Here is a 25,138-nt window from a genome sequence, read left to right as displayed (position 1 = left end):
CGCGGAGCGAATTGGCCAGTGCGGTTGAATCAGGCGCGTGCCCGGATCAGGGGCGGATGGCGTGCATCACGACAGCGCGCGCGCGATCGCGGTGAATTCCGCGATGGTGAGCGTTTCGGCGCGCCGCTGCGCATCGATGGCAAGCGTGTCGAGCGCTGCCAAAGCGCCCGGCACACCCTTCAGGCTTTGGCGCAGCATCTTGCGCCGCTGGCCGAAGGCCGCCTCCGTCACGCGGGCGAGGACGCGCATGGACACGCCCGGCGGCGCATCGGCGGGGGTCACGTGGACGATCGCGCTCATCACCTTGGGCGGCGGGGTAAACGCGCTCCGGTGCACCTTCATCGCGATTTTCGCGCGCGCCCTCCACCCGGCCAGCACCGACAACCGGCCATAGGCACCCGTGCCCGGTTCGGCGACGATACGCTGCGCCACTTCCTGCTGAAACATCAGGGTGAGCGAGGTCCATTGTGGCGGCCACTCCTCCTGCCCCATCCAGCCCGTGAACAGCGCCGTGCCGACATTATAGGGCAGGTTCGACAAGATCGCATAGGGACCGGGAAAGAGCGTCGCCGGGTCGATGGCCATGGCATCGCCCTCGATCACGCGGAGTTGTCCGGGAAACGCATCCTGCAACTCGGCAAGCGCGGGGAGGCAGCGGCGGTCCATCTCGATCGCCGTGACCTGCGCGCCCGCCCGCAACAACGCGCGCGTCAGCCCGCCGGGCCCCGGCCCGATTTCCAGCACGTCGCGCCCGGCAAGATCTTCCGGTATCGCCGCGATACGGTCGAGCAATTGTTCGTCGAGCAGGAAATTCTGACCCAGCGCCTTGCTCGCCGACAAACCGTGCCGCGCGATCGTTTCGCGGATGGGCGGAAGGGTTTGCGTCACGCGGCCAGCCGGCGAAGGGCGCATTCGTGGGCCATGCGGATCGCGGCGATGGTTGGGCCGGCGTGGGCCGCATCGGTGCCCGCGATGCCGAAGGCCGTGCCGTGGTCGGGCGAGGTGCGCACGATCGGAAGGCCCAGCGTGACATTCACCCCGGCATCGAAATCGAGCACCTTGAGCGGGATCAGCGCCTGGTCGTGATACATGCACGCGGCGAGATCATAGCCTGCGCGTGCGGCGGCGTGGAACATCGCATCGCCCGGATGCGGGCCGGTGATGGCCATTCCCGCATCGCGCAGCGCGGCAATGGCGGGGGCGATAATGCGCGCTTCCTCGTCGCCCATGCGCCCGTTCTCCCCGGCATGGGGGTTGAGCCCGGCGACCGCGATGCGCGGGGCGGCAATGCCGAAATCGCGGGTGAGCGCGGCGGCGGCAATGGCGATCCGCTTCTCGATCAGCGCCGCGCTCAGCCGCCCCGGCACCTCGGAAAGCGGGACATGCACGGTCAGCGGCACCACGCGCAGCGACGGCCCGGCCAGCATCATCACCGCGTCTTCGGCCGGTACGCCGCAGGCCTCGGCGACGAATTCGGTCTGTCCGGGATGGGCGAAACCGACGTCCTGCAACGCTGCCTTCGCGATCGGCCCGGTGATCAGCGCCGATGCCTCGCCCGTGACGGCCAGCCGCGCGGCCTCCCCCAACGCGGCGAGGGCGAGGCTTGCGCCATCGCGGTCCGGGTGGCCGGGGCGGTAGGGGATGGCGCCGAGGTCCAGCACCGGCATCGCATCGCCCGCCGCGTCCATGTCGGACAGGCTGGCGATGGGTGCGATGTCGACCGCCAGCCCGTGATGCGCCGCGACGCCGCGCATCAATTGCGCGCTACCGACGATGGCGAAGGGCGGGAGACCCTGCGCCGCGCGGTCGCAAAATGCCTGCGCGAGCAATTGCGGCCCCACGCCCGCCGGATCGCCGACGGAGGCCACCAAGGGGCGCATGCGCGGCGTCACGTGCGCGGATCAATTATATTCGATGACGGCATCGCGGCGCAGGTCGCGCAGGTAGATCTGCGCCCGCTTGTTGATGCGCTCGTCCTCGATCTGCGACATGAGCTGATCGAAATCGGGGCCGGACGCGGCGGTCGGCTCGCTCCGCCCGCACAGCATCAGCACGCGCACGCCTTCCTCGACCGAACCGAAGGGCTGCGTCACGCCGCCCGGCGGCAGGGTCATCATCGTATCCTGCAACGGGGCGGGAAGATCGCGCACGCGGACATTGTCATTCGACACGACCTCTGCGCCCAGCTGTGCCGCCGCGGCATTGACGCCGCCGCAACCGCCGAGATTCTGCACCCCTTCGGAAAAACGTTCGGCCCGCGCCGCCGCTTCGTCCTGCGAAATGCCGGCGGGGAAGGCGATCGAAATCTGCTTCAGCGAGAGCAGCGCATCCTTCGGATCGGAGACGAGCACCTGGCGCTTGTCGATGAGATAGAGGATGGAATAGCCACCGGTGAGCGGGATCGGCCCGACGAGCTGCCCCTGCTGCATCTGTGCTGCGGTGCGGGCGAGTTCGGGCGGCAGCGTGCCGAGCCGGACCCAGCCGAGATCGCCGCCGACCGCCGCGGTCGAGGCCTCCGAATATTGCCGGGCATAGGCGACGAAACTGCCGCCCTGCTGAATCTGCTGCATCACCTGCTGCGCGCGCTGTTCGACGGCGGCGGCGTTTTCGCTGGTTGCCGAAAGGAAAATTTCGCCGACGCGATATTCCTCGGTCCCCTTGTCCGCCTCGAGCCGGTCGAGCCGTTCCTGGACCTCTTCTTCCGACACGTTGATGAAAGGCGCGATATTGCGGCGCAGCAGGCGCTGCCACGCGAGTTCGCCGCGGATCTGCTGCTTCATCGAACGGGGCGAGGAGCCGATGGATTCCAGATAGGCATCCAGCTCCGCCGGGGTCAGGTTGAAATTCTGCTGCGACACGCGGTTGTAGGTCGCCTCCACCTCGGCGTCGGAGACCGGGACCTCGGACGCGGTCGCTTCCTGAATCTGCAGCGTTTCGTCGATCAGGTTCGTCTGAATCTGCGCGCGCAGGCGTTGCCGGTCTTCGGGCGAAAGCTCCGTTTCATTCGCGGCCAGCACGATGGCGAGCCGGTGGTCGATATCGGTGCCGGTGATGATGTCGCCATTGACGATCGCGGTCGCGCCGCGGAACCCGCCGCCCGTGTCGCCGCTGGTGAAAACCTGCGGCTGTGCGGGAATGTCGAGCGGTTGCGTCGCGCCGGGATCCTCGCGATTGGCGGCCTGCGCCGCATCGGAGGCAACCTGCGACAGCACCGGCGTCACCGTGAGCGCCATCGCGCCCAGCGCGCAAGCGGTGCGGGAAAAGGCGCGCAGGCCAACGCCCATCGCCCCGGTTTTTTTCGGCAAGGAAGAACTGTTGCTCATCATGTCCATTCTGTCGTTTCGCCGCCCCATGGGCCGGCCCCTATCTGCCGTCATTTGCCGCGCCGGCGGTGAACGGCGCATGAGTGAACCGCCCCTGCCGCCGGGCGATAGCCGCTTTCACCCGGAGTGAACAGGCCCGCGGCATATATCGCCCGTCATCGCGCGCCCATCATCGAAGGTCGATGGTCACAGGCCGAGATTGCGGAGCGCGAAATCGAACAGGAACGTGCTGCCGCGCTGTACGTCGCCCGATTCGAAATTGTCGTAGCGCCATGTGACCGCGAATTGCAGGCACTCATCGTCATAGGCAACGCCGAGCCGCGTGCGCAACGCCTCGAACCCGTCGGAGGCGAATTGCGGATTGATCGCCTGATCGGTGAGGTTGATGACGGTCGATCCGAACACCGACCAATAGCTCGCGAAGGCATAGCGCCCGGCGAGGCGCAATTCCTCACGGTCCTGCAAATCCTCCAGCACGACGGGGATGTTGCGATCGAGCTTGAGATAGCCGATTTCCGCATAGGTTTCGCGCGTGCCGACGGTGAGATCCCATTCGTTGCGGCGAAAGGCGAGATTGTCCTTGTCGATGCGAAAGCGATAGGCCGCCTTGACGAAATCGCGGAACCGCAATTCGGCGCGCCCGACCACGTCGGAGGTGCGATTGACCAGCCCCGTGCCGTCGGGAAGCAGCGTATCGTCGCGCGTGATGCGATAGCTTTGCCCGATCGTCGCCAGCGCGCGCCAGTCCGGCCGGGTCCAGCGCCAGTCGAGTCCGTAGGTGAAGCGCGTCCCGTCCTCCACCCGGTCATAGCCGGGAAAGCGGTTGAGCGCGAAGAGATTGGAATCCTCAAGGTCGATCGCGCGCGAATCCTCGTTCGGGATGACGCGGTTGCGAAATTGCGGCGCCGCGACGAGCTGCACCCGCGGGGTCAGCACCTGCTGCCCGCCGAACAGCCCGCCGGTGAGCGGCCATTTCACGTCCACCGCACCGAGCGCGATCCCGCGCCCGTGCCAGCCCGGATCGCCGCGATATTGCAGGATCGTGCTGCGGTCGTTCTCATCCGAATGATAGACATCGCCGCGCAGCAAGGCCGTCGCCGTCACCTGCTGTCCCCAGGGGGTGACCGCGTGCCGGCTCCACGTCGCGCCGGCAAAGGCGCGCTGCGTATCCTGCCCGTCGGTGCGGACGAGCGCGAGCGAGTTCGCCTGCAGCATGATGCGCCCGCCCAGCAGCGGATCGTCCACCCGGCGGCGATAATCGATGAGCGGGAGCGCGAAGGGGACCTGCCCCTGATCGTCGCCGAAGCGCAGCGTCTGCGCACCCCAGCCGGTGAATTCGAAAAAGCTGTCGTCGTCGATCCGGCGCAGCGATACGGTCGAGCGGAGCCGGTCGTCCCGGCTGATGTCATAGCGGCGCAGGAACGTGCGGTCGGTCGTGACGCGCACCGAACCCGTGACCGAGAGATGCTCGTTCAGGTTGTAGCGCCCGTTCCCGTCGAGATAGCCGCGAAACGATTCCTGCTCCGTGCGGGTGGGGTTGTTGCCGACCGGCACGCGCGAACTGCTCGTCGCGTATCCGGTGACCTGATACGCGCCCTTTTCGGTCAGGGCGCGATAGCGGGCCGACACCATCGGGAGCACATCGGAATAGACGTTCGCGCCCAGCGTCAGCTCGCGATTGGGGGCGATGCGCATGTAATAGGCGGCGGAAACCTGCACCCCGTTCGATTGGGTAAAGCGCAGGTTCGGGCTGGTGATGCCGGACACGGCGCGGTCCGCCGCGAGGATGGACAGCGTCGGCAGCGGGAGCGCCACAGTGTCGAACAGGACGAGCCGTGCGCCGTCGAAATCGATCTTCTGCGTGGCGGGATCGTAATGCACCTGCCGCGCCGTGATGCGCCAGCTCGGTCGTTTGGGGCATCCATCGCCCGTCTCGATCGCGCAGGCGGTGTAATTCGTGGAATCGAGCGTGATGCTGCCATCGTCGGCGCGGGTGCCCGACCGCGCGGCCAGCCGCCCCCCTTCGCCCAGCACGATGAGCAGGTTTTCAAGCGCACCCGCCCGCAATTCCTCGGTCAGGGCGATGCGGTCGGTGTAAAGGACATTGCCGCCATCGTCGACCGACCGCACATTGCCGGCAGCGACGATCGCCCCGCTCGCCCGGTTCCATTCCACCGTATCGGCGCGCACTTCCTGGCGCCCCCGGCGGAGCAGGACATTGCCGCTGGCGGTGACGATCTGCTGCTCGGTATCGTATTGCAGTTCGTCGGCGGCGAAACCCACCGTGCCGTCGGCCGGTTCGTCCAGCTCGAACGCGGGGACGTACCAGCGGTCGTCGCCGGGCGCGGCGCCATCGGGGCGATTCTCGTCGATTTCCGGCTGGTTGTCGGGGTCGCCTTCGTCCCAGAATTGGGGCGCATCGGGGCCGGTGGCCTGTGCCAATGCCGGTGCCGCGCACACCGCCATCGCGCCCAGCGACGCCGCAGTCAGCCAGTGGCGCGCGCAAGGGGATGCCCGAACCGGCGATCGGTCCGGGGCGGCAGTGCGGTCAAACGGTGTCGTCACAGGGTCGGCGCGGGGCGGCATGGCTTGCCTATCGCACCGACGATCCTTAACTGCAATCCACGATCACGCGGCCCCGCGCATATGCAAACGGCATGGGCGCCGGGCCGCGACCAGAACAGAACATAAAGCCCGCAGGAGCTGCCATGAAAACCCGTTTCGAAAGCGCCATCCCCAATGATGCGCGCACCGTCGCCTATATCGTCGATACCGATTCCTTGCCGGGCGACCTGCCCGCATCGTTGAAGGACGGCGCCGGCATCAGTCGCTTTACCGGCAAGGCGGGGCAGGTCTTCGAAGGGTTCGGCGAGGCCGGCGGCAAGACCCGCCGCACCGTGCTGGCCGGCGCGGGCAAGCCCGATGCGAACGACCGCCAAGCCGCCCTCGAAAAGGCGGGCGCGGCGCTGGTCGCGAAATATCTGACCTCCGGTGAGAGCATGCTGGCCATCGATTTCGGCACCGGCTCGCTGGGTGCGCAGGATGCGGCGGCGGTGCTGACGGGCGCACGGCTCCGCGCGTTCCGCTGGGACAAATACCGCACGAAGATGAAGGACGAGCAGAAGGTTTCGCTGACCGAGATCGTCGCCGTAAACGCGCCCGACGGGACCGAGGCGGCATGGAACGACGATGCCGCCGCCGTCGCCGCCGGTGTCGAATTCACGCGCGAGCTGGTCACCGAACCTGCGAACATCATCTATCCCGAAAGCTTCGTCGAACGCTGCCGCGAACGGTTCGAGGGCACGGGCGTCGAGATCACCGTGCTCACCGATGAAGACATGAAGCGCATGGGCATGGGCGCCATCCTCGGCGTGGGGCAGGGTTCGGCCCGCCCGCCGCGCATCATCGCCATGCACTGGAAGGGTGGTGGCGACGAGGCGCCCATCGCGTTCGTCGGCAAGGGCGTAACCTTCGATTCGGGCGGCATTTCGATCAAGCCCGGCGCCGGCATGGAAGACATGAAGTGGGACATGGGCGGCGCCGGCGCGGTCGCGGGCGCGATGCTGGCCGTGGCGGGGCGCAAGGCGAAGGCCAATGTCGTCGGCATCTGCGGCCTTGCCGAGAACATGCCCGACGGCAATGCGCAGCGGCCGAGCGACGTCGTCACCACGATGAGCGGGCAGACGGTAGAGGTCATCAATACCGACGCCGAAGGGCGCCTCGTGCTCAGCGATTCGCTCACCTGGACGCAGCAGACGTTCAAGCCTTCGCGTATCGTCGATCTCGCCACGCTGACCGGGGCGATCATCATCACGCTGGGCAACGAACACGCCGGATTGTTCAGCAATGACGACGCGCTGGCGGGCGAGCTGACCGCGGCGGGGCAGGCCGTGGGCGACAAGATCTGGCGCCTGCCGGTGAACGATGCGTATGACAGGCTGATCGATTCGCCGATCGCCGACATCCGCAATGTCGGCCCGCGCGGGGCAGGCTCCATAACCGCGGCGCAATTCCTGCAACGCTTTATCGAGAACGACACCCCCTGGGCGCATATCGACATCGCCGGCATGGTGTGGGCGGACAAGGCCGGCGCGACCTGGGACAAGGGCGCGACCGGGTTCGCCGTGCGGCTCATTGACCGGTTCGTGCGCGACACGGCGGAAGGCTGAACGACCGGAAGGGGCGGGACATGCGCGTCGATTTCTACCATCTGACCCGCGATCCCGCCCCGCAGGCCATCGCCGAAATCGCGCCCAAGGCATTGGCCCGCGATCTGCGCATGCTGATCGTGAGCGGCCATGCGGAGCAGCGCGACGCGGTGTCACAAGCGCTTTGGAATGCGCCCGGCTTTCTCGCCCATGGGGAGGCGGGCGGCGCGGCGGATGCGCGGCAACCGTTGCTCCTTTCCGACCGGGTCGATCCGGCCAATGGCGCGCGAATCGTCGGATTCGCCGATGGACAATGGCGGGAGGCCGACGGGTTCGAGCGCGCGATGCTCTTCTTCGACGAAAGCGCGATCGACGCGGCGCGCGAAACCTGGCGTTCGCTCAAATCCCGCCAAGGGGTCGAGCGGCACTACTGGAAACAGGAGGAGGGCGGCTGGCGCGAAATGGGGTGAGGCCCGTTTTGCCCTGCGCACTTGCCCGTGGCGCCGCTCCCCGCTAGGGGCGCGCGCAACCCATTCGCGTAATTTCATTTCGATTCTGCAAAAGGATATACCCATGGCTGCCACGCGCACCTTTTCGATCATCAAGCCCGACGCCACCCGCCGCAACCTGACCGGCGCCGTCACGAAAATGCTGGAGGATGCCGGCCTGCGCGTCGTCGCGTCGAAGCGTATCCAGATGACGAAGGAACAGGCCGAGGGCTTCTACGCCGTGCACAAGGAACGCCCGTTCTATGGCGAGCTGGTCGATTTCATGATCAGCGGCCCGGTCGTGGTCCAGGTGCTCGAAGGCGAGGACGCGGTGAAGCGCAACCGTGACGTCATGGGCGCGACCAACCCCGCCGACGCGGACGAAGGCACGATCCGCAAGGCCTACGCCGAATCGATCGAAGCCAATTCGGTCCATGGTTCGGACAGCGAAGAAAACGCGAAGACCGAAATCGCGTTCTTCTTTGACGAGAACGAAATCGTCGGCTGATCGCCCGCGCGGTTTGAACGATTGAAAGGCCGCTCCGTCACCGGGGCGGCCTTTTTCGGTTCAGCGTGCCGTGCCCGCGCGCGGCAGGCCGAAATCCGCCGGGTCGTAGCGGTGCCGCCGGTGCGGCGAATGGCGCGCGCGTTTCATGCGGGCGGCCATCGCCGCCTCTGCCCCCGCCGAAAGGGGCAGGTCCAGGCCATCGTAACACCGCCCGATCGCCGCGCGCCAATCGGCATCGAACTCGGCAAAGGACAGGCGCACCAGCGGGCCGTCCCAATGCTCTAACGCCGCCTCCATCCGCGCCTCGCGCAGCGCGACCTTGCGCGTCCATTCCGCGCCGATCCACGCCGGGTCGACATGGTCCGACTGCACGATCATCTGGTTCGCGACGAGGGAGGCCGCGCTTGCCGTGACGTCGCGGCGGGCGCGGTCGATCGTGACGATGCGGGCATCGGGAAATGTCGCCATGACGGCGGCGAGGTCTTCGCTGAATTGCGGGACCTTCAACACCCGCGGGCGATCCGCATTGCCGCGGTGCGCCGCATCACTGGCGAGGATGCGGGCAAATTCGCGGTAGCACGGGGCGGGATCGCGTGCCTCGCTCCATGCCGAAAAGGACGGAATGCGCCATTGCGCTTCGAGCGCGGGGTGCAGCAATGCGGTGGTGAGCCAGCCCAGCTCCTCGTCCACCCGCGCCGCGCCGAAGGGGTGCAGCGAGTCGATCCACGGGTCGAGCCGCCGCGCGACCCACAGCATGAACCCGCCCATCACCGGGCGCAGGTCGGGCGTCTGCGGCACCGGCGACCAGCTGTCGCAGAACCGGGTCGCCGAAAGCGCCGGATCGGCGGCGAGCAGGCGGTGCAGACGCGTCGTACCCGACCGCATCTGCCCCACCACGATGATCGGCGGCGCCATGGGTGTGCGCGCCATCTCCGGCCTGTCCCGCCACAGCCGTCCCAGTGCGAGATGCTGCCGCATGATCCGCACGATCTGCCCATGCGCCATCGCCCGGCCCAGCGGATTGAGCCGGGCCTCCTCCTCCAGCGCGGTGGTCAGGCGGCGCACACGCTCGGCAAAATCGGCGACGTCGGCGGCGCTGCGCCCGAAATTCTCGCAATCGGCCGGAAACCCGCGCCGCGCCTTCGCCCACAGCGCGTCCGGGTCGAGCGTGGGATAGGGCAGCCAGCCGCGCCGCCACGCCGCCGCCAGCGCATCGCTCGCCCGGTCGGCCAGCCGTCCGCGCGCCAGCGGATCGCGCGCATCGCGCATGTCGCTCATCGCCCGGCCCGCGCGCGATCCGCCTGTACCAACGCGGCGAGACAACGCGCGTAGAGCTGATGCTCCGCAATAAGCACGCGCGCGGCCAGCGACCCCGCATCGTCACCCGGCAAAATCGCGACCCGCGTCTGGCCCAGCACCGGCCCGTCGTCGAGCTCCGGCGTCACCAGATGGACGGAGCACCCGCCATGCGAATCGCCGGCGGCAATCGCGCGGGCATGGGTGTCGAGCCCCTTGTACGCCGGCAGGAGCGAGGGATGGATGTTCACCATGCGCCCGGCCCATCCGGCCACGAAATCCGCGCTCAATATCCGCATATATCCGGCGAGCGCGACATAATCGCACCCGGCGCCGCGCAGCCGTTCATTCATGGCCGCATCGTGGTCGGCGCGCGTCATGCCGCCATGCGGAATGGCAAAGGTATCGATCCCCTCGCCCGCGGCGAGCGCGAGCCCAGGCGCCTCGGCACGGTTCGACCCGACGACCGCGATCTCGAACGGGCAATCCGCAGCGCGCGAGGCATAGAGCAGCGCCGCCATGTTCGTGCCGCTGCCCGAAATGAGCACGCCGATACGCGCTCGCCCCCCGTTTGTGACGGTTGTCATTGCGGGGGGAGGACGGGCATGGGATAGGAGGACGGGCGCATGCGAAGCGGCCGCGCGGCAGAGCGAGGGATCATCATCATCAGACGCCTACACCTATGCGCAGCGGCGCCGCGCGGCAATATGCTGCATGCCCGCGCCGCCATGCAATCGCGGGGGCGGAACTGCACATGCCGATGATCCGCACGCCATTCGCCCCCCGGCCCGAGGACTTGCCCTTCCTGCGCAAGATCGCGTGGCTCGTGGTGATCAGCGCGGCGTTGCTCATCGTGTGGCGCGCGGCGAGCCTGCTCATCCTCGTTTTCGGCTCGGTGCTGGGCGCGGTGGTGTTCCATGCCGCGGCCCGGCTATTCCGGCGCATGGGGATCCGGGGGGAGGGCGCCTCACTCATCCTTGGCATCCTGCTTGTGCTGTCGGTGGTGGGGCTGATTATCTGGCTGTTCGCCTCGCAATTCGGGTATCAGATCCGCAATCTCGGCACCGAACTGCCCGCTGCCCTCGCCGAACTTGCCGACAATGTCGACGATACGCCGCTCGGCCTGACGGCGGTGGCGGCGGTGCGCGATGCGATCGACGGGGCCGCGTTTCGCGAATTGCTCGGCAGCCTGAGCTTTGGCGTCGTGGAGATCTTCCTCAATTCCATCATCGTGCTGGTGGGCGCGCTGTTCTTTGCTGCGAGCCCCGATGTGTACAAGCGCGGGCTGGTGGTGATGACGCCGCCCGGCGCGCGCGAAAAAGTCGGCATCGTGATCGAGGAGATCGCCCTTGCGCTCCGGCTGTGGCTCGTCGCGCAATTGCTGTGCATGGCGTCGATGGGGCTGCTGGTGGCGGGCGGGCTGTGGCTGATCGGGGTCGAGGGGTGGGCGATGCTCGGCCTGCTCGCCGGATTGTCCGAATTCGTGCCCTATGTGGGGCCACTGGCCGCGATGGTGCCGACGCTCGCGCTCGCCGCGCCCGAAGGGGGGCAGATGATCGGCCTCGTCTTCGTCGTCTATTTCGCCGTGCGGATGATACAGACGAACCTCATCACCCCCTTCGTCACGCGGTCGGTCGTGTCGATCCCGCCGGCGCTGACGCTGTTCGTGATCCTCGGCGTGGGGGCGGTGTTCGGGATCTACGGGCTGTTCTTTTCCGCGGCGATGCTGGTCGTGGCGTTTGTCGGCATACGCGAGATCTACCTGCGCGATACGCTCGGCGAGGAAGGAATCGAGGCGATTCCGCAGGAGGTCGACGAGGACGAGCCGCAATAGGCGCGGCTCATGCCTCGTGAACGGCGCTCCACGGCTCCCGTGCGGCCCAGTGCGTGCCCGACACGGTGCAACCGCGCTGGCCCTCGACGATCTCGCCGATGCGATGCACGGTTTCGCCCGCCGCCTTCAGGTCGGCGGTCAGGCTTTCCACCTCGTCCGCCGCCACCGACAGCACCATGCCGATGCCGCAGTTGAAGGTGCGCGCCATCTCCTCGGGCTCGATATTGCCCTGCGCCTGAAGAAACGCCATCAACCGCGTCTGCGGCCAGCTGTCGGCGTCGATGCGCGCGTGCAACCCTTCGGGCAGGACGCGCGGCACGTTTTCGAGCAGGCCCCCGCCCGTGATATGCGCCAGCGCATGGATGCGCCCGGCGCGCACGGGACCAAGCAGGCTCTTCACATAAATCCGCGTCGGCGCGATGAGCGCGTCGATGAGCAGGACATCCTGATCGAAGAGGGCCGGGCGGTCGAGCTTCCACCCCTTGTCGGCGGCGAGCCGGCGGACCAGCGAATAGCCGTTGGAATGCACACCCGACGAGGCAAGGCCGAGCAGCACGTCGCCCGCCGCGACCCGGTCCCCGGTCAGCTGTTCGCCGCGTTCCACCGCACCGACGCAGAACCCCGCAAGATCGTAATCGCCCGGCCCGTACATGCCCGGCATTTCCGCCGTTTCCCCGCCGATAAGCGCGCAGCCCGCCTGTTTGCACCCCTCCGCGATGCCGGCGACGACTCGCACCGCGACATCGTTCTCCAGCTTTCCGGTCGCGAAATAATCGAGGAAGAACAGCGGCTCGGCCCCCTGCACGATCAGATCGTTGACGCACATGGCGACGAGATCGATGCCGATATGGTCGTGCCGGTCATGGTCGATGGCGAGCTTTACCTTGGTGCCCACGCCGTCGTTCGCCGCGACGAGCAGGGGATCGGAATATCCCGCCGCCTTCGGGTCGAAGAACCCGCCGAACCCGCCGAGTTCCGATGTCGCGCCGGGCCGCGCCGTCGATTTCGCGAGCGGGCCGATCGCCTTGACCAGCGCATTGCCCGCGGCGATGGAAACGCCGGCCTTGGCATAGCTGTAGGATTCGTTCGTGCCGTGCGCGCCATCGGGGCGGGCGGCATCGGGGCGGGCGGCGTTGGGTTCGTCGGTCATGTTTGCGCCGGTAATGCTTTCGCGCTTGGATTTCCACGCATCATTGGGCAAAGAGGCGCGAAATGTTGTCCTTTCCCGCCCCCACCCCCGCATTTTCCGGTCTTGGCACGCGTGCGTTGCGTGGCTGGCGGCTCTTGCTCGTCGTGGCGGGCGTGGTTCTGCTCGCCCTGATCGGGTGGCGCGCCATCGCGCAGGTCGAAGGCGACCGCGGCATTCCGCCCATCGCCAGCACCGGCGATTTCGAGATCGGCGGGATTACCGTCAACACCACGGGTAAAAACGCGACCGACGCGCGTCAGAACGGCTGGCGCGAGGCGCAGCGCAAGGCGTGGGGTGTGCTCTACGCCCGCTCCAACGGCGGGGCAGAGGCGCCCGAACTCCCCGATTCGCGAATCGCGTCGATGGTCTCCGCCGTGGTGGTGGAGGAAGAGCGCATCGGCCCGCGCCGCTATGTCGCGCGGCTCGGCGTGATCTTCGACCGGGCGCGTGCGGGCGAAATCCTGGGGTCGGTCGGCGGCGCGCAGGCGCGGTCGGCGCCGATGCTGGTCGTGCCGGTCACATTCTCCGGCGGTGTGGCGTCCCTGTACGAAACGCGTACGCCATGGCAGCGGGCGTGGGCCGAGTTCCGTACCGCGCAAAGCCCGATCGATTATGTCCGGCCGAGTGGATCGGGCTACGAATCGCTTATTCTCAATGCGGGGCAGATGGGCCGGCGCAGCCGCAGCTGGTGGCGGGTCGTGCTCGACGAATTCGGGGCGAGCAGCGTCGTGTTCCCGGTCGCGCGGCTCGAACGGCAATATCCCGGCGGCCCGGTGAAGGGCACGTTCACCGCGCGCTTCGGACCGGAGAACGACTATCTCGGCAGCTTCACCATGACGGCGGAAAGCGAAGAGGCGTTGCCGGTCATGCTGGCACGCGCGACGCAGCGGCTCGACCGGATCTATGCCAATGCGCTTGCGGCCGGGCGGCTCGGCGTCGACGATACGCTCGACATGCAGGAGCAGGCCCTCGACCCCGCCGTGCTCGAGGCGCTCGCCCGCGACCTGCGCCAGGCCGCCGCACCCTCCGCACCGTCGCCGTCGCAAGCACCGCAGCCCTCGCCGTCCGCCGGATCCTCCGCTGGCGAGGGCACGAGCAGCCCGCAACCTGCGCCCAGCACGCCGGCGATCGCGAATTACACCGTGCAGGTCGCCACGCCCGATCCGGCCGCATTCGACGGCGCCCTGTCGGCCATCCGCAGCGTTCCGGGCGTGCAATCGGCCACGGTCGGATCGACGGCGATCGGCGGGACATCGGTCGTGCGGGTCGGCTATGCCGGCGATCTGTCCGATCTCGCCGCGTCGCTTTCGGCACGGGGATGGCGCGTGACGCAAGGGTCGGGTGCGCTCTCGATCAGCCGGTAGGCACGCGCTTGGCCCGTCAGATTCCCCTCCCGCTGGCCGCCGGCGACGGTGAGCAGCGTATCGTCGTCGGCAATGCGAACGAGCCCGTTCTGCGCGCATGTCAGGACGCGGCGAACTGGCCGTTTCGCACCGCATTGCTGTCGGGGCCGCGGCGGTCGGGGCGGTCGCTGATCGCGCGCTGGTTCATGGAATCGGGGCAGGGGCACGCCATCGACGATGCCGAGGACGCGGACGAGGCGGAGATATTCCACGCCTGGAACCGGGCGCAGGCGGGCAATGTCCCGTTGCTGATCATCGGGCGCCCGGTGCCCGACGTATGGCCGGTGCGCCTGCCCGATCTGCGCAGCAGGCTTTCCCCGGCGCTCAATCTCGCCATCGGGGAGCCGGACGATGCGATGCTGGCCGCGCTGATCGAGGCGCATGCCCGGCAAAGGGGGCTTGTCCTCGGCGAAGGGGCCACCACCTATCTGGTTCCGCGCTGCACCCGCAGCTTTGCGGGTGTCGAGGAACTGGTCGCGCGGATCGATCGTATCAGCCTCGAACGCAAGAGTTCCGCCACGCTGGCCATCTGGCGGGAGGCATTGGCCCGACCGCGCGGGCCGGTGCAGGACAGGCCGAAATAGCCCCGCGCTTGCCAGCCTGCGCGGCAAATGAGAGAATGGGCCGATGTTCGAACGCCTGATTGCCTATCTGGACTCCATTCGCGCCCGCGACCCTGCGCCCCGTTCGCGCTGGGAAATCCTGCTGTATCCCGGCGTGCTGGCGGTGGGGCTCTACCGCGTGTCGCACTGGCTTTTCGATGGCGGGCTGTTTTTCGCGGCGCGCTTCGTCAACCATCTCGCCCGGTTCCTCACCGGGATCGACATTCATCCCGGTGCGACGATCGGGCGCAATCTGTTCATCGACCACGGGTTCAGCGTGATCGGCGAAACCGCGGAGATCGGCGACGATGTCACGATCTACCAATGCGTCACGCTGGGCGGGACCAACCCCACCAATGGAAAGGCGGGCAAGCGGCATCCTACCCTGCTCGACGGGGTGATCGTGGGGTCCGGCGCGCAGATCATCGGGCCGGTGACGGTCGGGCGCCGCGCCCGGATCGGTGCCGCGGCGGTCGTGACCGACGACGTGCCCGAAGGGGCGACCATGGTCGGCATCAAGGCCCGCTCCACCGTGGTCCCTGTCGAAACGTGGCAGCGCGAATTCGTCCCCTACGGCACCCCGTGCAAGGATCCGTGCGAGCCGATCAACCCCCGGATCGAGGATCTGGAGGAACAGATCGCCGCGCTTCGTGCCGAGCTGTCCGCGATGCGCCGCGCCGGTCCCGACGCGCAGGACGCCGAGCCCCGGCGGACCGACGAGGCAGGCCACGGATGAATCGCGAGCGCGTGCGAATCGAAGGCTGCGGCGCATGAGCAATATCGTCCCCCTTCCACTGGGCAAGGCCGGCCAGGTCGGGTTCGAGCGGATTGAATTGTCGCGCATCATGGATCTTTACGGGCGCATGGTCGCGGCGGGCGAATGGCGCGATTACGCGATGGATTTCGACAAGGACGCGGCCAGCTTCTCCGCCTTTCGCCGGGCCGCCGAACGGCCGCAGATGCGCGTGGAAAAGCGCCCGTCGCTGCGCGGTCGGCAGGGCATGTGGACGCTTTTCGGGGAGGCGGGACAGGTGCTGAAACGCGGGCACGAATTGCCCGGCGTGCTGGCCGTGATAGAACGCAGATTGCTCAAGATCGTCGAGTGATCGTGCCGTTTGTACGAAATCTGTAGGATGAATGTCAGATTTCTGTAACAAAAACGTCATAGCGGCGATGCTCTCGATCATCGAAGGCCTCTCGCTATGCATAAACGACCGCTCATTGCCCTGCTCGCCGCCGCCACTGCGCTGACCGCGCCGCCTGTGTGCGCGCAGGACAGCGAGGTCGACATCCTGCGCAGCGAGATCGAGGCGATGCGCGCCGAGATGCAGGCGATGAACGCGCGCATGGATGCGCTGCAATCCCGCCTTGCCGAGGCGCAGGCCGACGATCGCGGCAAAACGCAGCTCGCCGCCGATGCGCCGGTCGATACGCCGCCGGGCGTCGCGCCGACCGTGCCGGTCGCGCCCGCCGCCCGCGACACCCCCGTGGCGGTCGCATGGAAGGGCGGCCCGCAGATCAGCGGCGAGGGCGGGTGGAGCTTCAAGCCGCGCGGCCGGCTCAATTACGATTTCGGCTATGTCTCTGCGCCCGACGGGGTCGAAGATGACGGCACCGGCTTTACCAGCGAGGCGCGCCGGGTGCGGCTCGGCATGCAGGGCGAGGTGCCGGGCGGATTCGGCTACAAGGTGGAGGTCGATTTCGCCGGCGATCAGGTGTTCCTGACCGATGCGCTGATCGGATACGAGGTCGGCGACCTCGAAATCATCGCCGGACAGCACAATCCGTGGCAGGGGTTGGAGGAGTTGACCTCCAGCCTGCACACCAGCTTCATCGAACGCGCGGCCTTTACCGATGCGTTTTTCTTCATCCGGCGCGTGGGGTTGAGCGGGCAATATTCCCGCGGCGACGTCCTGCTCCAGGGGGGCGTGTTCACCGACAACAGCGCCGCGCTCAACGACGATGGCAATAATTCGCACGGGGTCGACCTTCGCGCGGTGTACATGCCGCGCATCGGCGACACGCAATGGCATGTCGGCGGCTCGTTCCATCACCGCGATCTGGGCGACAGCATCCCGGCCGTAACCTACCGCCAGCGCCCGTTCGAACATCCCAGCGACACCCGCTTCATCAGCACGGGTTCGATCTCCGCCGATTCGGAAACGGGCTTGGGCCTCGAAGGGGCGGCGGTTTTCGGGCGGCTCCACGTCATGGGCGAAACCTTCTGGCAACACGTATCGCGGCCGGGCCTGGCCGATCCGACCTTTTTCGGCGGGGCGGTCGAAGTCGGCTATTTCCTGACCCCCGACCGGCGCGGATACAAGGGCGGCGTGTTCGACCGCGTGGTGCCGACCGACGGGCTGGAGAAGGGCGGGATCGGCGCGTGGCAGGTCAATGCGCGCTACGACCGGCTCGACCTCACCGATGCGGGGGTGCGCGGGGGCACGCAGGATGGCTACATGCTGTCGTTGATCTGGACGCCGACGGCCTTTACCCGCCTGCTCGCCAATTATGCGCGGCTGGAATATACCGGATCGGTGCTGCCCGATGCGCAGGGTAACCGCGATTACGGCGTGGACGTCATCGCCATGCGCGCGCAGATCGATTTCTGAGCGGGATTAGAGCCGGGCGAGCGTCGGCACCAGCGCATCGTAATGGTCGATGACGGCATCGGCGTTCAGCGCCTCGACCGGCCCGTTGCGATAGCCGAAGCTGACCGCGACGCAGGGCTGTCCCGCCGCGCGCGCCGCACCGGTGTCATAAACCGAATCGCCCACGAACGCCGCCGGCCCGCCGCCGCATAGCTCCACCAAGTGATGCAGCATGTCGGGCTTGGGCTTGGCCCGGTCGGTGCCGAGCGTATCGCCGCCGACGATGGCGTCGAACCTGTCGGCGAGGCCGATCCGGTGCAGCAGGTCGCGCGCGAGCGATTCCAGCTTGTTCGTCGCCACGCCGAGCCGGACGCCCCGCCGCGCCAGATCGTCGAGCGCGGGTTCCAGCCCGTCGAACATGCGCGTATCGACGCAGATATTGCGGCGGTAATGGTCGAGCAGCCGGTCATAGAGCGGGTCGAGCATCGCCGGATCCACGCGCCCGTCCGCCGCAACCCCCAGATGATCCGACAGCGCGCGGGCGAGCAGTTTTTTCGCCCCGCCGCCGACCATGCCGCGAACCTCCGAAAGCGGCAGCGGCGCGATCCCCGCATGGTCGAGCGCATGGTTCAACGCGCTGGCAATATCGGGCACGGTGTCGAGCAGCGTTCCGTCGAGATCGAAACCTACGACGGAAAAACGGATGGTGTCGGCATTGGTCATGGCCACCGACATGCCCGTTTGCCCGCACGATGCAAGCGTAGAAAATGGCATTCGCCCCGCCCTGCCATTCCGGCGGGACGGGGCGAGCGGTGCGCCAAGAAAGAAGGGGGCCGGCGCACCGAGGGAAAGCGAAGCTTATGCCTTATGACGCAAGGGAGGGCCTATTCGGCGGGCTCCGCGACGGCGGGGCGGCGGGCAGGCAGCGCGACGGGAAGATCCTCATCGGCGCGCAGCGGGCGGAATTCGCCCGTCCGGCCATCGAGGCCGAGCACCTGGCCCTCGTGAATGTCGACGAACCACCCGTGCAGCGTCATCTCGCCGCGCGCGATGGCGGTGGCGACGGTGGGGTGGGTGCGAAGATTGGTGAGCTGCGCCTCCACATTGGCGAGGCTGACCTCGCGCACGCGGTCGTCGCCCGACAGTTCGGGGTTGCAGCCATCGACGATATGGCGCGCTGCCGATGCGTGCTTCAACCATGCCGCGACGCTGGGCATCGGGTCGAGATCGGTGGGATCCCCGGCGAGCGCGGTCATCGCGCCGCAACCCGAATGGCCGCACACGATGATGTCCGTCACGCCCAGCGCCGCCACCGCATATTCGATGGTGGAGGACACGCCGCCGTTCTGCGTCACATAGGGCGGCACGATATTGCCCGCATTGCGGCACACGAACAGGTCGCCGGGGTCGGCCTCCATGATCTGTTCCGGCACGATACGCGAATCGGCGCAGGAGATGATCATCGCCTGCGGGCTTTGCCCATCGGTGGTCAGCTTGTTGAACAGCTCGCTGCGATTGGGGAAATTGGTCTTCTCGAAATTGAAGACCCGTCCGATCAGTTCGTTCATGATGGCACGCTCTCGCTTTGATGGCTGTTTTCTCTTGCTCCCGATATAGCGCGAGGCGTCCGACGATGTTTGGCGCGCCTGTAACAAATTGTTGCGAAGGGCGGCCCGCCGCCCGCGATCAGCGCGGCGTTTTCGGTTCGTGCGTGCGGCGCGGCAGGACGATCTTGGCGAGCAGGCCGCCCTCGTGCCGGTTGCGGATGACGAGCCGCGCACCTTCGGCGGCGACGATGTCGCTCACGATGGCGAGGCCGAGGCCCAGCCCCGCCGTGTCGCGGGACCGCGCATTGTCGAGCCGGGTGAACGGCTTCATCGCCTCGGCCAGCCGCTCCGTGTCGATGCCGGGGCCGTCATCCTCCACCGAAATGGTGTATTCCATCGCGGTGATGCGGATCGAGACCATCGCATTGCCGCCGTAATGCAACGCGTTTTCGAGGAGGTTCGAAATCGCCCGCCGCATCGGCACCGGCCGGGCCATGATCTCCAGATGGCCTGGCCCCATGTAGCGCGCATTGCGCCCGGTATCGAGCGCGTCGTCGACCAGCGTCTCGACCATGGCGGCGATGTCGATGCGTTCGCGCGACACGCGGGTATCGGTCCCGCTCGCATAATCCTGAAGCGAGGCGAGCAGGCCGTTCATCTCGTCCACGTCGGCCAGCATGGAACGGCGCGCGGCATAGGGAATGTCGGCATCCTCCACCCGCATGCGCAGGCGGGACAGCGGCGTGCGCAAATCGTGGCCGATGGCCGCCATGGTCGTGGCGTTGCGGCGGATGGAGCGGTGCACGCGGTCCTGCATCACGTTGAAGGCGTTGATGAGCGTGCGGATCTCCGCCGGCCCGCTTTCGTCGAGGGGCCGCGGCTCGCCCGCGCCGACGCGCGTGCTCGCCTCCACCAGCCGGCGCAGCGCCGCCCGCATCAGCACCGCGGCGAGCAGCACCAGCAGGCCGATCGGCAACAGCAAGGTCACCATCCGCTCGATATTCAGCGACCGGGCAAGCCGGGTGTAGGTGCGGAACGACACCTGCGTCCCGTCGTCCAGCAGCATGGACCCTGCAAGATCGCCCGATTGTGCCACGCCGGGCAATTGCAGGCGCAGGTTCGTGCCGAGGAGATCGGGTTCGAGATCCACGACCTGATCGCGCAGTGCGTCGAGCTCGAAACTGCGCGCCGCGCGTTGCCGCGACGGGGTCCAGTCGATGCGGAACCGTTCGGTGCTCAGCTCCCGTGCGATGGCGGGGCGATCGGTGGGCGCGTTGCGTTCGAGCACGCGATGCGCGATCACGAGATGCTCGGCCATGCGCGCGGCGTCTTCCTCGCGCAGGGAGAAATTGTTCGCCCGTTCGAACAGGAACGCATTGGCCAGCGAATCGAGCGCCAGCACCAGCAGGAAAATCGCCAGCAACCGTCCCAGCAGGCCGAACGACGGCAAGCCGCGCATCAGCCGCGCGTCACGCCTTCGGAAAACAGATAGCCGACGCCGCGCACGGTGACGATGGGCGCATCCTTGCCCCCGCGCGACAATTTGCGGCGCAGGCGGCTGACGAGCACATCGACGCTGCGGTCCGAACTGTTGCCGAGCCTGCTGCGCGACAGTTCGATCAACCGTTCGCGGCCGATGACGCGCTGCGGTTCGTGGAGGAACACGCTGAGCAGGTCGAATTCCGCCGAGGTCAAATCGACGATGGCGCCGCTGGGCGAGCGCAGTTCGCGGCGTGCGAAGGACAGCGTCCAGCCGTCGAAATGGGCCTCGTTGACGCGCTCCTCGGTGCCGCGATCCTCGCCTGAATGGCGGCGCAGCACCGCCCCGATGCGCGCGATCAGCTCGCGCGTGCCGAACGGTTTCGGCAGGTAATCGTCGGCGCCCAGTTCGAGGCCGATGACCCTGTCGGGCTCGCTCACCCGCGCGCTGATGAAGATGACGGGCACGTCGCTGTCGCGGCGCAGGCGGCGCAGCAATTCGATGCCGCTCGTCCCCGGAAGCATGATGTCGAGCACGATGAGATCGGCCGGCGCATTGTCGAGCGCGACCCACATCTCCGCCCCGGTTTCGGCGGCGCGCACGTGATAGCCGTGCTGCTGCAACGCGCGCATGGTCAGCACGCGCAGGGAGGGATCGTCCTCGACCAGAAGGATGGAGGGGGCGGTCATGGCGGCGGGGCGGCTTTCCGTTCTTCGATGAATGGGCGACGCTATACGGGGATGGCGCGGCAATCAATGGCGCGCAGTGGGCCGGACCGGGACGGTGCGCGCGGCCCGACGCGGGCGCCATGCGCGGTGGGGGCGGGCCGGGGGGCGGGCCGGGGGCGGATTGTGCGCGGATAGCGGGCCGATGCCTATGGAAACGATGCGCAAATGCTGGCAAGGCGTCGCCATGAGCGAACTGGCCACGATCGTCCTTGCCGCGGGCAAGGGAACCCGCATGAAAAGCAATCGGCACAAGGTGCTGCATCCGATCGGGGGACGGCCGATGCTGCTCCACCTGATGGATGCGGCGGCCTCGCTTTCGGCCAGCCGCACCGTCGTGGTCGTGGGCGAATATCGCGAACAATTGCACGATGCACTGGGCGAAAGCGTGGATTACGCGGTGCAGGAGCCGCAGCTCGGCACCGGGCACGCCGTCGCGCAGGCGAAGGAGGCGCTGCGCGGGTTCACCGGCGACGTGCTCATCCTCTATGGCGATGTGCCGCTGGTGCGGGCCGACACGATGCGGGCGATGCGCGAACGGCTGCACGGCCCGGATACGCCCGCGGTCGTGGTGCTCGGCTTTCGCCCGCCCGAAACCCGCGCCTATGGCCGGATCATCGCGGCGGATGACGGGCGGATCGAAAAGATGGTCGAACATCGTGATGCGAGCGAGGAGGAACGTGCCTGCACGCTGTGCAATTCGGGCGTGATGGCGGTGCGCGGCGATGAGCTGTTCGCCTTGCTCGACCGGGTGGGCAACGACAATTCGCAAGGGGAATATTACCTCACCGACATCGTCAATCTCGCCAATGGGGACGGGCGCACCTGTGCCGTGGTCGAAACCGACCGGCCGGGCGAGGTCGCAGGCGTCAACAGCCGGGCCGAACTCGCCAGCGCGGAGGCGCAGTGGCAAGCCTTTCGCCGGCAAGAGGCGATGGAGCAGGGCACGACGATGCCCGCGCCCGAAACCGTGTTCTTCAGCTGGGACACGAAGCTTGGCCGCGACGTCACGATCGAGCCGAACGTGGTGTTCGGCCCCGGCGTCGTCCTCCACGACAACGTGACCGTCCGCGCGTTTAGCCATCTGGAAGGCGCGGTCCTGCACGAGGGCGCGGTGGCCGGACCTTATGCGCGGCTTCGCCCCGGCGCGGTCATGGAAGAAGGCGCGAAGGTCGGCAATTTCGTCGAGATGAAAGCGGCCGTTCTGGGCAAGGGGGCGAAGGCCAGCCACCTCACCTATCTCGGCGATGCGGAGGTTGGCGAGGGCGCGAATATCGGCGCGGGCACCATCACGTGCAACTATGACGGATATTTCAAGCATCGCACCACCATCGGGCCGCGCGCCTTCATCGGGTCGAACAGCGCGCTCATCGCGCCGCTCACCATCGGGGCCGACGCGATCGTCGCCGCAGGCAGCGCGGTCAGCCGCGACGTCGGCGATGGCGAATTGCGCATGGTGCGCGGCGAACAGCTGGTAAAGCCGGGCTGGGCCGACAGATTCCATGACGCGATGAAGAAAAAGAAGAAAGCCCAGGCGAAGGACGGATAGGCTCATGTGCGGAATTATCGGGATTGCAGGCCGCGAGCCGGTGGCCGACCGGCTGGTCGACGGGCTGCGCCGCATGGAATATCGCGGCTATGACAGTGCAGGGTTGTGCACGCTTCACGATGGCGCGATGATCCGCCGCCGGGCGGAGGGCAAGCTTGCCAATCTGGTCGCCGAATTGCGCGATCATCCCGCGCCGGGCGAGGTCGGCATCGCGCACACCCGCTGGGCCACGCATGGCGCCCCGACGGAGGCGAACGCCCACCCCCATGCCACGGACGAGGTCGCGATCGTCCACAACGGCATCATCGAGAATTTCAGGGCGCTGCGCGAGGAGATGATCGCGCGCGGCCGCGTGTTCGAAAGCGAAACCGACAGCGAGGTCGTCGCCCATCTCGTCTCCGAACAGGTCGAGACCGGCGCATCGCCGGAGGACGCGGTGCGCGAGGTGCTGCCGAGGCTGCGCGGTGCGTTTGCGCTCGGCATCGCGTTTCGGCGGCATCCCGATCTCATCATCGGGGCGCGGCGCGGTTCGCCGCTCGTACTCGGCCATGGGGATGGGGAAACCTATCTCGGCTCCGACGCGCTGGCGCTGGCCCCGCTGACGCAGCGGATCTCCTATCTGGAGGAGGGTGACTGGGTCGTGGTCACCCGCGACGGGGCGCAGGTCTATGACGATGAAAACCGCCCGGTGGAGCGCGCCATCACCCTTTCGGGGGCGAGCGCGGCGGCCACGGAAAAGGGCAATTACCGCCATTTCATGCAGAAGGAGATCTTCGAGCAGCCGACCGTCGTTGCGCAGACGCTGACCTCCTATATCCGGCAGCTCGAACGCGAGGTGGCGCTGCCGCAGATCGATTTCGACCTGTCGGCGATCAATCGCGTGACGATCGTGGCATGCGGCACCAGTTTTTACGCCGCGATGGTCGCGAAATACTGGTTCGAGCAATTCGCCCGCGTGCCTGTCGACATCGATGTCGCCTCCGAATTCCGCTATCGCGAGCCGGTGCTGGAGGAGGGCGGCCTCGCGCTGTTCATATCGCAGAGCGGGGAAACCGCCGACACGCTCGCCGCATTGCGCCATTGCCGCGAGGCGGGGCAGACTATCGCCGTCGTCGTCAACGTGCCGACGAGCACCATGGCGCGGGAGGCGGACCTGTTGCTCCCCACCCATGCCGGGCCGGAAATCGGCGTCGCCAGCACCAAGGCGTTCACGTGTCAGCTTGCCGTGCTCGCCGCGCTGGCCGCGCATTTCGCGAAGGTGCGCGGGCGCATCGATGCCGCGGGGGAAAGCGAGATCGTCGATCATCTGCTGCGCGCGCCTGCCGCGCTCAATGCCGCGCTCGACCATGATGACGACATCGCCGCCATGGCGCATCTCATCGCGCCGGCGCGCGACGTGCTCTATATGGGGCGGGGGCCGGATTATCCGCTCGCGCTCGAAGGGGCGCTGAAACTCAAGGAAATCAGCTATATCCATGCCGAGGGCTACGCCAGCGGGGAGATGAAGCACGGGCCGATCGCCTTGATCGACGAGGATGTGCCGATCATCGTGCTGGCCCCGTCCGGGCCGCTGTTCGAAAAGACCGTCTCCAACATGCAGGAGGTCCGCGCCCGCGGCGGGAAGGTCGTGCTGATCTCCGATGCCGAAGGGCTGGCCGAGGCGGGCGAGGGGTGTATCGCCACGATCGAGATGCCGAAGGTGCACCCGCTGATCGCGCCGCTGGTCTATGCCGTGCCGGTGCAATTGCTGGCCTATCACGTGGCCTGCGTCAAAGGGACCGACGTGGATCAGCCCCGCAATCTCGCAAAATCCGTCACGGTGGAGTGATCGTCGCCCGTATCGGGCCCGTATCCGGAACGCAGCGGCGGGATACCCGTTGATTGGTCAAAGGGCGCAGACCCCATGAAAACCAATCGAAGGAGACATACCCCCATGGCACAATTCTATGCCGCCGGCCTCGACGACAATGCTCGCAAGAATTCGATCGCGCTGCTCAATGCAAGGCTGACCGATTCGATCGACCTGACGCTCGCGGTGAAGCAGGCACACTGGACCATCAAGGGGCCCAGCTTCATCGGCCTGCACGAATTGCTGGATCAGGTGGCGGACCGCATGCTGGAGCGCACCGACACCATTGCCGAGCGCTCGATCATCCTCGGCGGGCAGACGCCCGGCACGTCGCAGGCCGTCGCGGAAAAAAGCGAGCTCGAGGCCTATCCGCAGGACATCTCGGATCAGAAGGACCATGTTGAGGCGCTGACCAAGCGTTTCGTGGCCTTCGGCGCAAAGCTGCGCGAATCGATCGACGCGGCAGGCGAAGCCGGCGACGAGGACACCGCCGACCTGTTTACCGAGATCAGCCGCGGCATCGACAAGGATGCCTGGTTCATCGGGGCCCATTACGATTCGGCCAATGCCAAGGGCTGATGCTTGATCGAAGGGGGCGCGCCGCAC

Annotated in this window: 22 protein-coding genes and 1 pseudogene; 12 read left to right on the top strand and 11 right to left on the bottom strand. The window is 67.3% G+C overall.

Translation table 11 applies throughout. From position 1 onward, the window contains the following. Positions 1-66: 66 nt before the first annotated feature. The 4 genes from rsmA to lptD all read right to left on the bottom strand — a co-directional run bounded on the left by rsmA (position 67) and on the right by lptD (position 5,909). Positions 67-888, bottom strand: a complete 822-nt coding sequence (rsmA, locus tag Q0897_RS06955) for a 16S rRNA (adenine(1518)-N(6)/adenine(1519)-N(6))-dimethyltransferase RsmA (protein WP_299308486.1) — start codon at positions 886-888, stop codon at positions 67-69. Continuing rightward, positions 885-1,880 carry a 4-hydroxythreonine-4-phosphate dehydrogenase PdxA gene (gene pdxA, locus Q0897_RS06950; protein WP_299308485.1) on the bottom strand — a complete coding sequence of 332 codons (996 nt, stop codon included), beginning with the start codon at positions 1,878-1,880 and terminating at the stop codon, positions 885-887. The genes rsmA and pdxA overlap by 4 nt, the downstream gene beginning before the upstream one ends. Positions 1,881-1,901: 21 nt before the next feature. After that, positions 1,902-3,305 carry a peptidylprolyl isomerase gene (locus Q0897_RS06945; protein ID WP_299308484.1) on the bottom strand — a complete coding sequence of 468 codons (1,404 nt, stop codon included), beginning with the start codon at positions 3,303-3,305 and terminating at the stop codon, positions 1,902-1,904. Between the two features lie 204 nt (positions 3,306-3,509). Then, positions 3,510-5,909, bottom strand: a complete 2,400-nt coding sequence (lptD, locus tag Q0897_RS06940; protein WP_299308483.1) for an LPS assembly protein LptD — start codon at positions 5,907-5,909, stop codon at positions 3,510-3,512. A 122-nt stretch (positions 5,910-6,031) separates the two neighbouring features. Here lptD and Q0897_RS06935 point away from each other — a divergent pair, with 122 nt between their 5' ends. From Q0897_RS06935 to ndk, 3 genes are all read left to right on the top strand, one after another. Next, the gene (locus Q0897_RS06935) at positions 6,032-7,492 is read left to right on the top strand and encodes a leucyl aminopeptidase (protein ID WP_299308481.1); all 1,461 of its coding nucleotides are present in this window, start codon (positions 6,032-6,034) and stop codon (positions 7,490-7,492) included. 20 nt (positions 7,493-7,512) lie between these two features. Beyond that, positions 7,513-7,941, top strand: coding sequence for a DNA polymerase III subunit chi (locus Q0897_RS06930; RefSeq protein WP_299308480.1), 429 nt, complete (start codon positions 7,513-7,515; stop codon positions 7,939-7,941). A gap of 103 nt (positions 7,942-8,044) precedes the next feature. After that, positions 8,045-8,467: a nucleoside-diphosphate kinase gene (gene ndk, locus Q0897_RS06925; RefSeq protein ID WP_202082905.1), complete on the top strand. Its 423-nt coding sequence runs from the start codon at positions 8,045-8,047 to the stop codon at positions 8,465-8,467. Positions 8,468-8,527: 60 nt separating this feature from the next. Here ndk and Q0897_RS06920 read toward each other — a convergent pair whose 3' ends face one another. Together Q0897_RS06920 and purN are read right to left on the bottom strand one after the other, a co-directional pair. Beyond that, entirely contained in the window at positions 8,528-9,745 is a 1,218-nt protein-coding gene (locus Q0897_RS06920) for a sulfotransferase (protein WP_299308479.1), read from the bottom strand. Between the two features lie 26 nt (positions 9,746-9,771). Beyond that, positions 9,772-10,350, bottom strand: a pseudogene (purN, locus tag Q0897_RS06915) (phosphoribosylglycinamide formyltransferase); the annotation flags it as partial. A 167-nt stretch (positions 10,351-10,517) separates the two neighbouring features. Between purN and Q0897_RS06910 the strand changes: the two are divergent. Continuing rightward, a complete protein-coding gene (locus tag Q0897_RS06910; RefSeq protein WP_299308475.1) occupies positions 10,518-11,597 on the top strand; it encodes an AI-2E family transporter in 1,080 nt (359 codons plus the stop codon). A 7-nt stretch (positions 11,598-11,604) separates the two neighbouring features. Here the strand turns inward: Q0897_RS06910 and purM are convergent, their stop codons facing one another. Next, a complete protein-coding gene (gene purM, locus Q0897_RS06905) occupies positions 11,605-12,747 on the bottom strand; it encodes a phosphoribosylformylglycinamidine cyclo-ligase (RefSeq protein ID WP_299308473.1) in 1,143 nt (380 codons plus the stop codon). 62 nt (positions 12,748-12,809) lie between these two features. On the opposite strand from purM, the gene Q0897_RS06900 reads away from it, so the two are divergent. From Q0897_RS06900 to Q0897_RS06880, 5 genes are all read left to right on the top strand, one after another. Then, positions 12,810-14,150 carry a heavy-metal-associated domain-containing protein gene (locus Q0897_RS06900; protein WP_299308471.1) on the top strand — a complete coding sequence of 447 codons (1,341 nt, stop codon included), beginning with the start codon at positions 12,810-12,812 and terminating at the stop codon, positions 14,148-14,150. 8 nt (positions 14,151-14,158) lie between these two features. After that, complete coding sequence (locus Q0897_RS06895; RefSeq protein ID WP_299308469.1) at positions 14,159-14,773, top strand: ATPase; 615 nt, start codon at positions 14,159-14,161, stop codon at positions 14,771-14,773. A gap of 43 nt (positions 14,774-14,816) precedes the next feature. Continuing rightward, on the top strand, positions 14,817-15,527 hold the full coding sequence (gene epsC / locus Q0897_RS06890) for a serine O-acetyltransferase EpsC (protein WP_299308467.1): 711 nt from the start codon (positions 14,817-14,819) through the stop codon (positions 15,525-15,527). Positions 15,528-15,561: 34 nt separating this feature from the next. Continuing rightward, positions 15,562-15,897 carry a DUF2794 domain-containing protein gene (locus tag Q0897_RS06885; RefSeq protein WP_202082914.1) on the top strand — a complete coding sequence of 112 codons (336 nt, stop codon included), beginning with the start codon at positions 15,562-15,564 and terminating at the stop codon, positions 15,895-15,897. A 96-nt stretch (positions 15,898-15,993) separates the two neighbouring features. Continuing rightward, positions 15,994-17,403: a porin gene (locus Q0897_RS06880; RefSeq protein ID WP_299308464.1), complete on the top strand. Its 1,410-nt coding sequence runs from the start codon at positions 15,994-15,996 to the stop codon at positions 17,401-17,403. A gap of 6 nt (positions 17,404-17,409) precedes the next feature. Here the strand turns inward: Q0897_RS06880 and Q0897_RS06875 are convergent, their stop codons facing one another. The 4 genes from Q0897_RS06875 to Q0897_RS06860 all read right to left on the bottom strand — a co-directional run bounded on the left by Q0897_RS06875 (position 17,410) and on the right by Q0897_RS06860 (position 21,098). Beyond that, a complete protein-coding gene (locus tag Q0897_RS06875) occupies positions 17,410-18,105 on the bottom strand; it encodes an HAD-IA family hydrolase (protein WP_299308462.1) in 696 nt (231 codons plus the stop codon). Positions 18,106-18,266: 161 nt separating this feature from the next. After that, the gene (locus Q0897_RS06870) at positions 18,267-18,950 is read right to left on the bottom strand and encodes a carbonic anhydrase (protein WP_299308460.1); all 684 of its coding nucleotides are present in this window, start codon (positions 18,948-18,950) and stop codon (positions 18,267-18,269) included. Between the two features lie 118 nt (positions 18,951-19,068). Further along, the gene (locus Q0897_RS06865) at positions 19,069-20,388 is read right to left on the bottom strand and encodes an ATP-binding protein (protein WP_299308458.1); all 1,320 of its coding nucleotides are present in this window, start codon (positions 20,386-20,388) and stop codon (positions 19,069-19,071) included. Beyond that, positions 20,388-21,098, bottom strand: a complete 711-nt coding sequence (locus Q0897_RS06860; RefSeq protein ID WP_299308457.1) for a response regulator transcription factor — start codon at positions 21,096-21,098, stop codon at positions 20,388-20,390. The genes Q0897_RS06865 and Q0897_RS06860 overlap by 1 nt, the downstream gene beginning before the upstream one ends. Before the next feature lie 223 nt (positions 21,099-21,321). Here Q0897_RS06860 and glmU point away from each other — a divergent pair, with 223 nt between their 5' ends. The 3 genes from glmU (at position 21,322) to dps (ending at position 25,111) form a co-directional block, all read left to right on the top strand. After that, a complete protein-coding gene (glmU, locus tag Q0897_RS06855; protein WP_299308455.1) occupies positions 21,322-22,683 on the top strand; it encodes a bifunctional UDP-N-acetylglucosamine diphosphorylase/glucosamine-1-phosphate N-acetyltransferase GlmU in 1,362 nt (453 codons plus the stop codon). A gap of 4 nt (positions 22,684-22,687) precedes the next feature. Then, the gene (gene glmS, locus Q0897_RS06850) at positions 22,688-24,511 is read left to right on the top strand and encodes a glutamine--fructose-6-phosphate transaminase (isomerizing) (RefSeq protein ID WP_299308454.1); all 1,824 of its coding nucleotides are present in this window, start codon (positions 22,688-22,690) and stop codon (positions 24,509-24,511) included. Positions 24,512-24,616: 105 nt separating this feature from the next. Then, positions 24,617-25,111: a DNA starvation/stationary phase protection protein Dps gene (gene dps / locus Q0897_RS06845; RefSeq protein WP_202082930.1), complete on the top strand. Its 495-nt coding sequence runs from the start codon at positions 24,617-24,619 to the stop codon at positions 25,109-25,111. The last annotated feature ends 27 nt before the right edge of the window (positions 25,112-25,138 follow it).

This window comes from uncultured Croceicoccus sp. (genome assembly GCF_947496385.1).
Taxonomy (GTDB): Bacteria; Pseudomonadota; Alphaproteobacteria; order Sphingomonadales; family Sphingomonadaceae; genus Croceicoccus.
Note: the sequence above shows the minus strand (reverse complement) of the source record. Positions and strands in the feature narration are given on the sequence as shown.

Coding starts and splice junctions, on each gene's coding strand:
- pdxA (WP_299308485.1), bottom strand. CDS start 1,880: ATGCGCCCCTTGGTGGCCTCCGTCGGCGATCCGGCGGGCGTGGGGCCG.
- lptD (WP_299308483.1), bottom strand. CDS start 5,909: ATGCCGCCCCGCGCCGACCCTGTGACGACACCGTTTGACCGCACTGCC.
- Q0897_RS06935 (WP_299308481.1), top strand. CDS start 6,032: ATGAAAACCCGTTTCGAAAGCGCCATCCCCAATGATGCGCGCACCGTC.
- Q0897_RS06930 (WP_299308480.1), top strand. CDS start 7,513: ATGCGCGTCGATTTCTACCATCTGACCCGCGATCCCGCCCCGCAGGCC.
- ndk (WP_202082905.1), top strand. CDS start 8,045: ATGGCTGCCACGCGCACCTTTTCGATCATCAAGCCCGACGCCACCCGC.
- Q0897_RS06920 (WP_299308479.1), bottom strand. CDS start 9,745: ATGAGCGACATGCGCGATGCGCGCGATCCGCTGGCGCGCGGACGGCTG.
- Q0897_RS06910 (WP_299308475.1), top strand. CDS start 10,518: ATGCCGATGATCCGCACGCCATTCGCCCCCCGGCCCGAGGACTTGCCC.
- purM (WP_299308473.1), bottom strand. CDS start 12,747: ATGACCGACGAACCCAACGCCGCCCGCCCCGATGCCGCCCGCCCCGAT.
- Q0897_RS06900 (WP_299308471.1), top strand. CDS start 12,810: ATGTTGTCCTTTCCCGCCCCCACCCCCGCATTTTCCGGTCTTGGCACG.
- epsC (WP_299308467.1), top strand. CDS start 14,817: ATGTTCGAACGCCTGATTGCCTATCTGGACTCCATTCGCGCCCGCGAC.
- Q0897_RS06885 (WP_202082914.1), top strand. CDS start 15,562: ATGAGCAATATCGTCCCCCTTCCACTGGGCAAGGCCGGCCAGGTCGGG.
- Q0897_RS06880 (WP_299308464.1), top strand. CDS start 15,994: ATGCATAAACGACCGCTCATTGCCCTGCTCGCCGCCGCCACTGCGCTG.
- Q0897_RS06875 (WP_299308462.1), bottom strand. CDS start 18,105: ATGACCAATGCCGACACCATCCGTTTTTCCGTCGTAGGTTTCGATCTC.
- Q0897_RS06870 (WP_299308460.1), bottom strand. CDS start 18,950: ATGAACGAACTGATCGGACGGGTCTTCAATTTCGAGAAGACCAATTTC.
- Q0897_RS06865 (WP_299308458.1), bottom strand. CDS start 20,388: ATGCGCGGCTTGCCGTCGTTCGGCCTGCTGGGACGGTTGCTGGCGATT.
- Q0897_RS06860 (WP_299308457.1), bottom strand. CDS start 21,098: ATGACCGCCCCCTCCATCCTTCTGGTCGAGGACGATCCCTCCCTGCGC.
- glmU (WP_299308455.1), top strand. CDS start 21,322: ATGAGCGAACTGGCCACGATCGTCCTTGCCGCGGGCAAGGGAACCCGC.
- glmS (WP_299308454.1), top strand. CDS start 22,688: ATGTGCGGAATTATCGGGATTGCAGGCCGCGAGCCGGTGGCCGACCGG.
- dps (WP_202082930.1), top strand. CDS start 24,617: ATGGCACAATTCTATGCCGCCGGCCTCGACGACAATGCTCGCAAGAAT.